A 12,732-nucleotide genomic window follows, 5' to 3' on the forward strand; every position below is an offset into this window, starting at 1 on the left:
AGGACGAGACGATGCTGATGTCGCAGAGCGGCCGCCCAGCGCGGCTGCACTACATGGCCAACAACTTCCGCGTGCTGACGCCGGGCGACCATGTCGTCTGCGCCGTGACCGGCGAGAAGGTGCCGCTCGATCACCTGCGCTACTGGAGCGTAGCGCGGCAGGAGGCCTATGCCACGGCCGAGATCGCGGTAAAGGCCGAACTCGGCTGATGACGCGGCGCGCACGGCGGCGGCTGGCATTCGGCCTGCTGCCGCTCGCGCTCGGCAGCTGCGCGATGCCGGCGGCCCCGCCGCCCGCGCCCGCGCCGCCGCACGTCGCGCCCGCGCCGCCGGCGCCCGTGCCGGCTGCGGCCAATTTCGGTCTCTCGGGCGCGTTCCTCCAGGGCGGCGTCCTGCGTGGGCAGGTGCCGCCCGGCACCGTGCGCCTGACGCTGGACCAGCGGCCCGTGGCGGTGGCCGACGACGGCCGCTTCCTCATCGGGTTCGGCCGGGATGCGGCGCCGGTCGCGCGGCTGGAAGCGGTGCTCGCATCGGGTGCGGTGATCGCCCGCGAGATCGTCGTCGGCCAGCGGGCGTGGGACGTCCAGTCCCTGCCCACCTTGCCGAAGGGCACCACGCCGACGCCCGAATTCCTCGCCCGCCGCCGGGGCGAACTGGCGCAGATCGAGGCCGCCCGCGCGATCGCGTCGGACAGTCAGGGGTGGCGGCAGCGTTTCGTGTGGCCGGCGATCGGGCGGATCAGCGGCGTGTTCGGATCGCAGCGCATCTATGCCGGCGAGCCCGGCGCGCCGCATGCCGGCGTAGACGTGGCGAAGCCGGCGGGCGCGGTGGTGGTGGCGCCGGCGGACGGCGTGGTGGTGCTGGCGGCGGCGGCGCCCTTCACGCTGGAGGGCAATCTGCTGATGATCGATCACGGCATGGGGCTGAACAGCGCCTTCCTCCACCTCTCGCGCATCGATGTGGGGGTGGGCGACCGGGTGCGGCAGGGCCAGCCGGTCGGCGCGGTCGGCATGACCGGGCGGGCGACCGGGCCGCATCTGCACTGGGGGATGAAGTGGCGCGACGAGCGGATCGACCCCGCCCTGCTGGCCGGGCCGATGCCGTGACGATTCCGCCGACGAAGCGGACTTCGGCTCGCTGCCGCCGCCCCGCCGTCGACCTATGACATATCGACATTCAGCGGCTGAAGCCGGTTTGACTTGGCTTTTGTACAAGCCGCTCATCCTGAGGAGCCATTGAGCGTGTCGAAATGGCGTCTCGAAGGACTTGGGAAGTCCTTCGAGACGGGTCTTCGCCTCCGCTCAGCCCCTCCTCAGGATGAGCGGACATGCAAAAAAGCTGAATGTCGATCCGGCCTGGGTCGAGACGCCGCTTCGCGAAGCCTGCCCGCGCCCTCGGCACGAGCGGAGCCTCACTCTCCGGCAGATACGGCGCCGGCGTGGCGGATCGTCCGCTTACCCCGCCCTCAGCGGCGGGTCTCGGTGGCCAGCAGCTTGTCGATCTTGCGGCCGTCCATGTCGACGATCTCGAAGCGCCATCCGGCGGCGTCGAAATGCTCGCCCACCGTCGGGAAGCGGCGCAGCACCGAGAGGGCGAAGCCCGCAGCGGTCGCATAGTCGCGATCCTCGGGCAAGGTGAGGCCGAGCCGGTCCGCCATCACGTCGGCGGCGAGCGATCCGGAGACCAGCCAGCTGCCGTCGTGCCGCTCCACCAGCGGCGGATCGGTGCCCGCGTCCTGATCGGAGGCGAAGGCGCCGGCGATCGCCGCCAGCAGGTCGGCGGGCGTCACCACACCCTCGAAATGGCCATATTCGTCGTGGACGAGGCCCACCGGCACCTCGGCGTCGCGCAGCGTCTGCAGCGCGTCCATCGCGTCCATCTGGTCCGGCACCACCGGCGCCGTCCGCATCAGCGCCCGCAGGTCCAGCGCCCGCCCGCCGATCAGCGCCGCCACCACGTCGCGCGCCTGCACCACGCCGACGATGTCGTCGACGGAGCCGTCGGCAACGGGCATGCGGCTGTGCGGCATCGCGCTCAGCTGCACGCGGATGTCGTCCGCCGTCGCGCCGCAATCGATCCACTCGATATCGGTGCGCGGCGTCATCACCTCGCGCACCGGCCGGTCCGCCAGCCGCACCACGCCGGAGATGATCGCCCGCTCGCTCTCCTCGATCACGCCGGCGTTGGAGGCTTCGGCGACGATCAGGTGCAGCTCCTCGGCCGTCACCTGCTGCTCCGATTCGCGATCCAGCCGCAGCAGGCGGAAGATCAGCGCGCTCGTGCCGTCCAGCAGCCAGCCGAGCGGCGCCGTCGCCCGGGCAATCCAGCGCATCGGCAGCGCGACGACGGAGGCGATCGCCTCCGGCCGGCGCAGGGCGAACTGCTTGGGCACCAGCTCGCCGATGATCAGCGAGACGTAGGTGGTCACGGCGATCACCGCGCCGAACCCGAGATCGTCGGAGAAGCTGGCCGGCACGCCCAGCAGCGCCAGCCGCTCGCTCACCGGCCCGCCCAGGCTCGCACCGGAATAGGCGCCGGCCAGGATGCCGATCAGGGTGATGCCGATCTGCACGGTGGAGAGGAAGCGGCCGGGATCGGCGCCCAGCTCCAGCGCGGCGCGCGCGCCGGCCCGCCCGGTCCGCGCCATCGCCTCCAGCCGCGGCCGGCGCGAGGAGACGATCGCCAGCTCCGACATCGCGAACACGCCGTTCAGCGCGATCAGCGCCACGATGATGACGCAATCGATCCAGGGGAATGGCGAGAGGGGGGGAGCAGGCATGGCGCGCCACCGCCTATCGCCGGAATCCGCACCGACGACAACAGCGCGATCATCGGCGGTTAAGCCGCCGGCGGGAACAAGCGCGCGCATCGTCACGTACAAGAGGGCCGTCACCATGTCGCTTCGCCACACGCTCGCCACCGCCACGGCCGCCGCCGCCCTGCTCTCGGCCACCGCCTGCACCACCGATCCCGAGACCGGCCAGCAGCGCCTCTCCAAGGCGGCGATCGGCGCCGGCGTGGGCGTGCTGGGCGGCTATCTGGCGGGCGACATCGTCGGCGGTCGCCGCGACCGCACCGAGAAGATCGTCGGCGCCGGCATCGGCGCGATCGCCGGCGGCGCGATCGGCGCCTATATGGACCGGCAGGAGCGCGAGCTGCGCCAGAAGACCGCGGGCACCGGCATCGAGGTGGAGCGCAAGGGCGACGACATCCTGCTCAACATCCCGTCGGGCGTCACCTTCGCGACCAATTCCGCGGCGATCCAGCCGCAGTTCCGCCAGACGCTCGATCAGGTGGCGGAGACGCTCTCGACCTACAACCAGACCTATCTCGACGTGTACGGCCACACCGATTCGACCGGCAGCGATCGCATCAACCTGCCGCTCTCGCGCGATCGGGCGACGGCCGTGGCGGACTATCTCGCCACGCGCGGCGTGCAGCGCGCGCGGATCGGCACGGAGGGTTTCGGCGCCAGCCAGCCGGTGGCCTCCAACGCCACCGCCGAGGGCCGGCAGGAGAATCGCCGGGTGGAGATCAAGATCGTGCCGGTCAGCACCACGGCGGCGTAGGCGGGATCATGGCCCTTCCGTTTGCAGGCAAGGTTGCAACACGCCACCGCTCATGCTGAGGAGCCGCTGAGCCTGCCGAAGCGGCGTCTCGAAGCACGGTTATGGAGGCATGTCCTTCGAGACGGGTCTTCGCCGGGCTCAGCCCCTCCTCAGGATGAGCGGTCCGGTGGACGGTCGATCCGTGGCTATATCTCCTGCGCCAGCTTCGGCGCGGGCGGGGCGCGCATCCGGAACAGCTCGCGATCCTCGTGGCCGAAACCGCGATACCAGATCACCGCGCCGTAGACGCCGAGGATCGCCGGGATGCCCACCACCAGCTCCATCCACTCGGGCAGCAGGGTCATCGTCCAGCCCACCGCCACCGCCGGCGCGGCGGCATAGACGAGCGCCCAGCGCCAGCCCGATACCGGCGCGCCCAGCAGCGTCGCCAGCAGCCGCGCCTTGGCGATCGAGGCGCAGCCGAGCGCGATCGACATCGCCAGCGCCGGCCCCGCCGCCTGCACCAGCACCGGCAGGCCGAAGCGGCGCATGGCGTGGACGATGACGAAGCTCAGGCCCACCTGCACCGCGATCATCGCCAGCGATATCGCCAGGTTGCGCTTGCGCGCGACGTAGATCAGCGCCGCTTCCGACACCACCGCCGTCGCCGCCACCACCTCCGCCGCCAGCAGGAAGGCGAGCGCGCCGGTGCCGCCGACGAAATTGGGGCCGACGAGACCCATCACCGCCTCCCCCGGTATGCCCAGGCACAGCGCCACGCCGGCCTGCGCGGCGATGATCCAGAAGCCCACCTGCCGCACCTGCCGCGCCACCGCCGGCTTGTCGCCCTCCCCCAGCTTCTGGGTGATGACCGGGCCGAGGATCGGATCGAAGCTGGTCTTCAGCTTCTGCGGCAGCGAGGCGACCTGCTGGGCGACATAGTAGATGCCGACGATCGAGGGCTGGAACAGCAGGCCGAGGATGGCGATGTCGAGCCGGCGGGAGCCCCACTCGATCGCGTCGGCGGCGGCCAGCGGCAGGTTGCGCCGCACCAGCGTCACCAGCGCCGACGGCCGCTGCCGCCAGCCGCGCGGGATGCCGTAGCTGCGCACCAGCGGCACGATCGACGCGCTCAGCGCCGCGATCATCGAGACGACGTAGGACAGGATCAGGCCGTCGCGCAGCGAGTACCAGGAGAGGGCGAGCGCGGCGATGCTGATCGTCCACGGCTCCACGATCGAGCGCGCCTTCACAGTGGCGGCGATATCGTGACGGTAGGCGAGCGCGGCGAGCGCGATGTCCGACCAGACGAGCGCGAAAACGGTGAGTGGCAGCAGCCACTCCAGCCCGTTGATCGCGCTGTTCGGAAACATCATCGTCGGCACGCTGGCGAGGATCAGCGCGACGATGGCGGAGGCCAGCGTGCCCACCAGCATCCCGTCCACCACCACATGCTGGTGCGGCCGCTCCGTCCGGCTCAACTGGTCGGCGAGGCCGCGGCGCAGACCGAGCGTCGCTAGCTGGGCGGCGAACTCCACCACGATCACGGCATAGGCGAAGCGGCCCAGCGCCTCCGCGCCGTAGATGCGGCCGGCGATGAACAGGAACGGGATGCGCGCCGCCAGCCGCAGCAGGAAGCCGAAGAAGTTCGTCCGCCCGCCCTTGGCGAGATCCTCGATATCGCTCGTCGGCGGCGCGGCGCCGGCCGGCGGGGCCGTGCTCAATGCGCGGCGCCCCAGCTGTGGCCGGTGCCCACCTCCACGCCCAGCGGCACGCTGAGCGCCACCATCGGCGCGGCGGCGCCCGCCATCACGTCGCGGATGATCGCGCTCGCCGGCTCCACCTGCTCCGGCGCCAGTTCGAACACCAGCTCGTCATGCACCTGCAGCAGCATCCGCACGTCGGCGAGGCCGGCGGCGGCCAGCGCCGGGTTCATCCGCGCCATCGCCCGCTTGATGATGTCGGCGCTGGTGCCCTGGATCGGCGCGTTGATCGCCTGCCGCTCCGCCCCCTGCCGCTCTGTCTGGCGGGGGGACTTGATGCCGGGCAGGTGCGTCTTGCGGCCGAACAGCGTCGTCACATAGCCCTTCTCGCGCACCATCGTCAGCGTCTCGGCGATGTACGTCTTGATGCCGGGGAAGCGATCGAAATAGCGGTCGATCATCGCCTGCGCCTCGATCCGGTCGACGCCCAGCCGGCCAGCGAGGCCCCAGGATGAAATACCGTAGAGGATCGCGAAGTTGATCGTCTTGGCCTTGCCGCGGGTGTCGCGATCCACCGTGCCGAACAGTTCCTGTGCGGTGAGTGAATGGATGTCGTCGCCGCGCGCAAAGGCGTCGCGCAGCGCCGGCACGTCGGCCATGTGGGCGGCCAGGCGCAGCTCGATCTGCGAATAGTCGGCCGCCAGCAGCACCTTGCCCGGCTCCGCCACGAACGCCTCGCGGATGCGGCGGCCAAGCTGCGTGCGGATGGGTATGTTCTGGAGGTTCGGATCGGTGGAGGACAGGCGCCCGGTCTGCGCCACGGCGAGGCTGAAGGTGGTGTGGACGCGGCCCGTGACCGGATGGATCTGCGCCTGCAACGCATCGGTGTAGGTCGATTTCAGCTTCGTCACCTGGCGCCATTCCAGCACCTTGGCGGCGATCGGCGCGCCCTCCAGATCCAGCCGCTCCAGCTCGTTCATGTCGGTCGAGTAGACGCCGGTCTTGCCCTTGCGGCCGCCTTTCAGGCCCAGCCGGTCGAACAGCACCTCGCCCAGCTGCTTGGGGCTGCCGATGGTGAAGGGGCCGCCGGCCAGCGCGAACACCTCCGCCTCCAGCCGCGCGGTCTCGCGCCCGAACTCGTCGGAGAGGCGGGCCAGCTCGTCGCGGTCGACGCGGATGCCGGCGGCCTCCATGCCGGCCACCACCGGCAGCAGCGGCCGGTCGACGAGCTCGTACACGCGCGTCGCCCGCTCGGCGGCGAGGCGCGGCTTCAGCCGGCGCCACAGGCGCAGGATGATGTCCGCGCTCTCGCCGGCATATTCGGTGGCGCGGGGGATCGGCACCTTGTCGAAGCTGACGGCGCTCCTGCCGGTGCCGCACACCGTCTTGAAGTCGATCGCCTGGTGGCCCAGGTGGCGCATGCACAGGTCGCTGGCGACATGGCCGAACAGGCCGGCGTCCAGATCGTAGCTGAGCAGCATCGTATCGTCGACCGGCGCCACGGCGATGCCGGCGCGGCCGAGCAGCACGATGCCGTACTTGGCATCCTGCCCCACCTTCAGCACGCCGGGATGCTCCAGCAGCGGCTTCAGCTTCGCGAGCGCCACCTCGCGCGGCAGCTGACGCGGCGGATCGCTGAGCAGATCCTCGCCGGTGTGGGCGAGCGGCACGTAGCACGCCCGGCCCGGCCCGGTGGCGAGCGCGATGCCGACGAGTTCGGCGCGCATCACGTCCGCCACGTCCGTCTGCGTGTCGATCGCCACCGCGCCGACGGCCACCGCATCGGCGATCCAGCGGTCGAGCGCCTCCTCGGTCACGACCGTCTCATAATCGGCGTGGACGAAGGCCGGCTCCTCCTCCGCCGTCGCGGCCGGCGCCGCCGGCGCGGGCGCCACGTCGTGCCCGCCGCCCACCTTCATCAGCAGCGAGCGGAAGCCCTGCTCCTCCAGGAAGGCGCGCAGCGGGGCCGGCGGGATGCCCTTCAGCGCCAGGCCGTCGAGCGGCTCGGGCAGCGCCCGGTCGCAGACGAGCTCTACAAGCTTGCGGCTCAGCCGCGCCGCCTCGGCATGGTCGATCAGCGACTGGCGCAGCTTGGGCTTCTTGATCCCCTCGGCCGCGGCCAGCACGCCCTCCAGATCGCCATGTTCCTGGATCAGCTGCGATGCCGTTTTGGGTCCGATGCCCGGCACGCCGGGCACATTGTCCACCGCATCGCCCATCAGCGCCAGCACGTCGCCCAGCCGGTCCGGCCCGACGCCGAACTTCTCGCGCACATAGTCGCTGCCCAGGCGGCGGTTGTTCATCGTATCGAGCATGTCGAGGCGGCCATCCTCGATCAGCTGCATCAGATCCTTGTCGGAGGAGACGATCGTCACCTGCCAGCCCGCCTCCAGCGCGGCCTTGGCGTAGCAGGCGATGATGTCGTCCGCCTCCAGCCCCTCCTCCTCGATGCACGGCACGCTGAAGGCGCGCGTCGCATCGCGGATCAGCGGGAATTGCGGCTTCAGATCCTCGGGCGGCGGCGGCCTGTGGGCCTTGTACTGATCGTACATGTCGTTGCGGAAGGTGTGCGACGAGGCATCGAAGATCACCGCCAGATGGGTCGGCCCGTCGGCGGTGTGCAGCTCGTCGACGAGCTTCCACAGCATCGTGGTGAAGCCGTAGACGGCGCCCGCCGGCACGCCGTGGCGATTGGTGAGCGGCGGCAGCCGGTGATAGGCGCGGAAGATGTAGCCCGAGCCGTCGACCAGGTAGAGGTGGTTGGAAGCCATGGCGGGCAGATAGCAGCGCGCGCGGACGAACGCGACCGGAAGGATGCGGCAGTTTCGACCCTCCGCCGCCTCAAGCTGCCGCCGGCTACGGCGTGAGCACCGTGTCCCTCGCCTCCGCCAGCGCGTCCGGGAAGTCGAGCGTGTAGTGCAGGCCGCGGCTTTCCTTGCGGGAGAGGGCGGAGCGCACGATGAGCCCGGCCACCTCCACCAGGTTGCGCAGCTCGATCAGGTCGGCCGTCACGCGGAAGTTGCCGTAATAGTCGGCCGTCTCCCGGCGCAGCAGGTTGATGCGGTGCTGCGCCCGCTCCAGCCGCTTGGTGGTGCGCACGATGCCGACGAAATCCCACATGAAGCGCCGTATCTCGCGCCAGTTATGCTGGACGACGACCTCCTCGTCCGAATCGGAGACGCGGCTCTCGTCCCACGCGCGGATGGGTGGGGGATCGGGCAGCTCGTCCCAGTGGCGGCTGATGTGGCCGGCCGCCGCCTCCCCGAACACGAAACATTCGAGCAGCGAGTTGGAGGCCAGCCGGTTGGCGCCGTGCAGGCCGGACTGGGTGCACTCGCCCGCCGCGTAGAGGCCGGGCAGGTCCGTCCGCCCCTTGCGATCGACGATGATGCCGCCGCAGGTATAATGCTGCGCGGGCACCACCGGGATCGGCTGGGTCGTGATGTCGATGCCCAGGCCCAGCAGCTTGGCGTGGATGTTCGGAAAGTGGCCGCGCACGAAATCGGCCGGCATATGGCTGATGTCGAGATGGACGTAGTCGAGCCCGTAGCGCTTGATCTCGGCATCGATCGCGCGGGCCACCACGTCGCGCGGCGCCAGCTCCAGCCGCTCTGCATCGTAATAGGGCATGAAGCGCTTGCCGGTGGTGGGGTTGATCAGCCGCCCGCCCTCGCCGCGCACCGCCTCCGTGATCAGGAAGTTCTTGACCTCCAGATTGTAGAGGCAGGTCGGGTGGAACTGCATGAACTCCATGTTCGAGATGCGCGCCCCCGCCCGCCACGCCATCGCGATGCCGTCGCCGGTGGCCCCGCGCGGCGCGGTGGAGTAGAGATAGGTGCGCCCCGCCCCGCCCGTCGCCAGCACGGTCGCGCGGCCGGTGAACAGCTCCACCCGGCCGGTCGCCCGGTCCAGCGCGTACACGCCGTAGACGTGGCCGTCGCCCGAGTATCGCTCGCCGTGGCGGCCGGTGACGAGATCGATCACCGCCATGCCCGGCACCAGCGTGATGTTCGGATTGGCCGCCGCCGCCTTCTCCAGCGCCTGCTGCACGGCCAGGCCGGTGGCGTCGTCGACATGCACGATGCGGCGGTGGCTATGGCCGCCCTCGCGGGTCAGGTGCCACCGCTCGGTATCGCCGGGATTGAACGGCACGCCGAGCGCCGCCAGCCGCTCGATCGCCGCCGGCGCGTTCTCCACGACGAACTCCACGGTCGCGCGGTCGTTCAGGCCCGCGCCCGCGACCATCGTGTCCTCGACGTGGCTCTCGAACGTGTCGCCCGGCTCCAGCACGGCGGCGATGCCGCCCTGCGCCCAGGCGGTCGATCCTTCCGAGAGCCCGCCCTTCGCGAGCACCGCCACGCGGAAGCGGGGCGCGAGGTTCAGCGCGGCGGTGAGGCCGGCGGCGCCGGATCCGATGATGACGACGTCGTAGGCATGGGCCTCAGCCATTGACGGCCGCCCCGGAGCGGGTGAGGCTGAGGAACACGTCCTCCAGGTCCGCCTCGCGGGTGGAGACGTCGACGATGCCGAGCCCGGCCGACTGCAGCGCCGCCAGCACCTCGCCGGCATTCACCTTGTCCTTGCTGTAGGTGATGACGACGGTGCGCTCCCCCTTCAGCTCGATCTTCTCGAAGCAGGGGGCCACCGGCGGCGCGGTGAGGTCGCGGTCCACCACGACCTCGACCGCTTTCTCCTTGGCCTTGCCGACGAGGGTGCGGGTGGGCTCGTTGGCGATCAGCCGGCCGTGGTTGATGATCGCGATGCGATCGCACAGCTCCTCTGCCTCCTCCAGATAATGGGTCGTCAGCACCACCGTCACGCCCTGGCGGTTCAGCTCGCGCACATAGGCCCACAGCTGCTGGCGCAGCTCCACGTCCACGCCGGCGGTCGGCTCGTCCAGCACCAGCACCGGCGGCGTGTGGACCATCGCCTTGGCGACGAGCAGCCGCCGCTTCATGCCGCCGGACAGCGACCGCGCATAGGCGTGCGCCTTGTCCTCCAGGTGGACGGCGCGGAGCAGCTCCATGGTCCGCCGCTTCGCCTTGGGCACGCCGTAGAGGCCGGCCTGATTCTCCAGCGTCTCGAACGGCGTGAAGAAGGGATCGAACACGATCTCCTGCGGCACGATGCCGATCGAGGCCTTGGCGTTGCGGTGGTCGCGATCGATGTCGAACCCCCAGATGGCGGCGCCGCCGGACGTCTTGGTGACGAGCCCGGCCAGGATGTTGATGAGCGTCGACTTGCCGGCGCCGTTCGGCCCGAGCAGCCCGAAGATCTGGCCGCGCGGCACATCGAAGCTGACGCCCGCCAGCGCCTGCTTGCCGCCCGAATAGACCTTGGCGAGGTCCGTGATGCCGATCGCTGCTTCGTTCATGGCGCCGACGCTTAGACCCGCGCCACCGCGGTGCAAAGCGCGAAGCGGCGCGCCCCGCCACCGTTCACCATGTTCCGCAACCGGCCGTTTACGCGCCCGTGGGAGCATGGCGAAATGTATCCGCGCTCCCCGCCCTGGCCGCTGTCGCGCCGCGCGCTCGCGCTGGCGGCCGCCGTGGCGGCGGCGCTGGCGCTGCTGACGCCGGCAGGCCCGGTGCATGTCGCGCCCGCCACACACTACGCCGACGCTTGAAGCCGCCCGGCCGCATTTGCTAGGGGGAGGCCCATGCAGCCCGCCCCAGAGACCGTCCGCACCCCCAATCCGCGCGTCGCCTGCGACGGCGCCAGCGACATTCCCGGCGGCGCCGCGCTTGGCCATCCGCGCGTGTGGCTGGAGATAGACGAGAGCGGCTTCGTCGACTGCGGCTATTGCGACCGCCGCTTCGTGCTGGTCGGCGGCGCGGCGGACGGCGCGGCGCACTGAGCGAGCGCCGGTGACGGCATGACGCCTGTCCGGGTGGAATGACGATTGAGCGGCTCCGCCCTAGATCATCGCGGCCCACGCTCTATATCGGTGGGATGACCCACTTCTCCGATCCCCGCCGCTTCCTCTACCGCGAGAATGCGCTCGATCCCGACGGCGCGCTACGCCTGACCGCCGAGGCGCTGAAGGGGTGCGACGATGGCGAGCTCTATCTGCAATATATGGCATCGGAGAGCTTCGGCTTCGACGACGGGCGCCTGAAGACGGCCGACTTCAACACCCAGGCCGGCTTCGGCCTGCGCGGCGTCTCCGGCGAGACCACCGCCTTCGCCCACGCCAACGACATCTCCGAGGCGGCGATCCGCCGCGCGGCCGAGACGATGACCCTGCTCGATCCGACGAAGGCGCGTCGGGACTCGGCACCGCGCGGCACCAACCGCGCGCTCTACACCGGCGACGATCCGCTCTCCGCCATCCCCTTCGCCCGCAAGGTCGAGCTGTGTCAGACGATCGACGCCGCCGCCCGCGCGCGCGATCCGCGCGTCTGCCAGGTCTCGGCCGGCATCGCCGGATCGTGGAGCGTGGTGGAGATCGTGCGCCCCGACGGCTTCGTCGCATTCGACGTGCGGCCCCTCGTGCGCCTGAACGTCTCGATCGTGGTGGAGCAGGACGGCCGGCGCGAGAGCGGCTATTTCGGCATGGGCGGCCGGTACATGTACGATCGCCTGTTCGATCCGGCCAACTGGAACCGCGCGATCGACGAGGCGCTGCATCAGGCGCTGGTGAATCTTGAGGCGGTTGCAGCGCCCGCCGGCGAGATGACGGTGGTGTGCGGCCCCGGCTGGCCCGGCGTGCTGCTGCACGAGGCGATCGGCCACGGGCTGGAGGGCGACTTCAACCGCAAGGGCACCTCCGCCTTCTCCGGCCGCATCGGCGAGCGGGTGGCGGCGCCCGGCGTGACCGTGGTGGACGACGGATCGATCGCGGACCGGCGCGGCTCGCTCTCGATCGACGACGAGGGCACGCCGACGCAGCGCAACGTGCTGATCGAGGACGGCATCCTCAAGGGCTATATCCAGGATCGCCTGAACGCCCGGCTGATGGGCGTGGCGCCCACCGGCAACGGCCGCCGGGAGAGCTTCGCCCACGCGCCCATGCCGCGCATGACCAACACCTTCATGCTCGGCGGACAGGACGATCCGGCCGAGATCCTCTCCCGCGTGAAGACCGGCATCTACGCCAAGCATTTCGGCGGCGGCCAGGTGGATATCACCAGCGGCAAGTTCGTCTTCAGCTGCACCGAGGCCTATCGCATTGAGGATGGCAGGCTCGGCCGCCCGATCAAGGGCGCGACCCTGATCGGCGACGGTCCCTCCGCCCTCACCCGCGTGGGCGCGATCGGCAACGACATGGCGCTGGACGAGGGCGTCGGCATCTGCGGCAAGGGCGGCCAGTCCGTCCCCGCCGGCGTGGGTCAGCCGACCCTGCTGATCGAGGGTCTGACGGTGGGCGGCACCGGCTGAGCCGCTCGCCGCGGCGAGCGGCGATAGTCCGGACACTCTCCTCGATCTCGCCGTCCCGACCCAAGTTCCGGACGACGGGCCCGCCGGCCCGATCCTTCCACG

The 12,732-nt window shown here is 70.7% G+C and carries 11 protein-coding genes; 6 read left to right on the forward strand and 5 right to left on the reverse strand.

Annotated features, from left to right (window positions below; translation table 11 throughout):
* Positions 1 to 11: 11 nt before the first annotated feature.
* Together GNT64_RS15880 and GNT64_RS15885 are read left to right on the forward strand one after the other, a co-directional pair.
* Positions 12 to 209, forward strand: a complete 198-nt coding sequence (locus GNT64_RS15880) for a DUF2093 domain-containing protein (RefSeq protein WP_156680408.1) — start codon at positions 12 to 14, stop codon at positions 207 to 209.
* The gene (locus tag GNT64_RS15885) at positions 209 to 1,105 is read left to right on the forward strand and encodes a M23 family metallopeptidase (RefSeq protein WP_422396598.1); all 897 of its coding nucleotides are present in this window, start codon (positions 209 to 211) and stop codon (positions 1,103 to 1,105) included. The genes GNT64_RS15880 and GNT64_RS15885 overlap by 1 nt, the downstream gene beginning before the upstream one ends.
* 359 nt (positions 1,106 to 1,464) lie before the next feature.
* Here GNT64_RS15885 and GNT64_RS15890 read toward each other — a convergent pair whose 3' ends face one another.
* Positions 1,465 to 2,778 carry a hemolysin family protein gene (locus GNT64_RS15890; RefSeq protein ID WP_156680409.1) on the reverse strand — a complete coding sequence of 438 codons (1,314 nt, stop codon included), beginning with the start codon at positions 2,776 to 2,778 and terminating at the stop codon, positions 1,465 to 1,467.
* A 115-nt stretch (positions 2,779 to 2,893) separates the two neighbouring features.
* On the opposite strand from GNT64_RS15890, the gene GNT64_RS15895 reads away from it, so the two are divergent.
* On the forward strand, positions 2,894 to 3,568 hold the full coding sequence (locus GNT64_RS15895; RefSeq protein ID WP_156680410.1) for a YiaD family glycine zipper/OmpA-like lipoprotein: 675 nt from the start codon (positions 2,894 to 2,896) through the stop codon (positions 3,566 to 3,568).
* Between the two features lie 185 nt (positions 3,569 to 3,753).
* Here GNT64_RS15895 and GNT64_RS15900 read toward each other — a convergent pair whose 3' ends face one another.
* The 4 genes from GNT64_RS15900 to GNT64_RS15915 form a co-directional block, all read right to left on the reverse strand.
* Complete coding sequence (locus GNT64_RS15900; protein ID WP_156680411.1) at positions 3,754 to 5,271, reverse strand: lipopolysaccharide biosynthesis protein; 1,518 nt, start codon at positions 5,269 to 5,271, stop codon at positions 3,754 to 3,756.
* Positions 5,268 to 8,021: a DNA polymerase I gene (gene polA / locus GNT64_RS15905; protein ID WP_156680412.1), complete on the reverse strand. Its 2,754-nt coding sequence runs from the start codon at positions 8,019 to 8,021 to the stop codon at positions 5,268 to 5,270. Before polA ends, GNT64_RS15900 begins: the two co-directional genes overlap by 4 nt.
* 85 nt (positions 8,022 to 8,106) lie before the next feature.
* Positions 8,107 to 9,699, reverse strand: a complete 1,593-nt coding sequence (gene nadB / locus GNT64_RS15910) for an L-aspartate oxidase (protein WP_156680413.1) — start codon at positions 9,697 to 9,699, stop codon at positions 8,107 to 8,109.
* Positions 9,692 to 10,624, reverse strand: a complete 933-nt coding sequence (locus GNT64_RS15915; protein WP_156680414.1) for an ABC transporter ATP-binding protein — start codon at positions 10,622 to 10,624, stop codon at positions 9,692 to 9,694. Before GNT64_RS15915 ends, nadB begins: the two co-directional genes overlap by 8 nt.
* 114 nt (positions 10,625 to 10,738) lie before the next feature.
* Between GNT64_RS15915 and GNT64_RS15920 the strand changes: the two genes are divergently transcribed.
* From GNT64_RS15920 to tldD, 3 genes are all read left to right on the forward strand, one after another.
* On the forward strand, positions 10,739 to 10,876 hold the full coding sequence (locus tag GNT64_RS15920; protein WP_156680415.1) for a hypothetical protein: 138 nt from the start codon (positions 10,739 to 10,741) through the stop codon (positions 10,874 to 10,876).
* A gap of 33 nt (positions 10,877 to 10,909) precedes the next feature.
* On the forward strand, positions 10,910 to 11,107 hold the full coding sequence (locus GNT64_RS15925; RefSeq protein ID WP_156680416.1) for a zinc-finger domain-containing protein: 198 nt from the start codon (positions 10,910 to 10,912) through the stop codon (positions 11,105 to 11,107).
* 95 nt (positions 11,108 to 11,202) lie between these two features.
* Positions 11,203 to 12,630, forward strand: a complete 1,428-nt coding sequence (tldD, locus tag GNT64_RS15930) for a metalloprotease TldD (protein WP_156680417.1) — start codon at positions 11,203 to 11,205, stop codon at positions 12,628 to 12,630.
* Positions 12,631 to 12,732: the final 102 nt, after the last annotated feature.

Origin of the sequence: Sphingomonas profundi (assembly GCF_009739515.1) — a bacterium.
GTDB classification, from domain to species: Bacteria; Pseudomonadota; Alphaproteobacteria; order Sphingomonadales; family Sphingomonadaceae; genus Alterirhizorhabdus; species Alterirhizorhabdus profundi.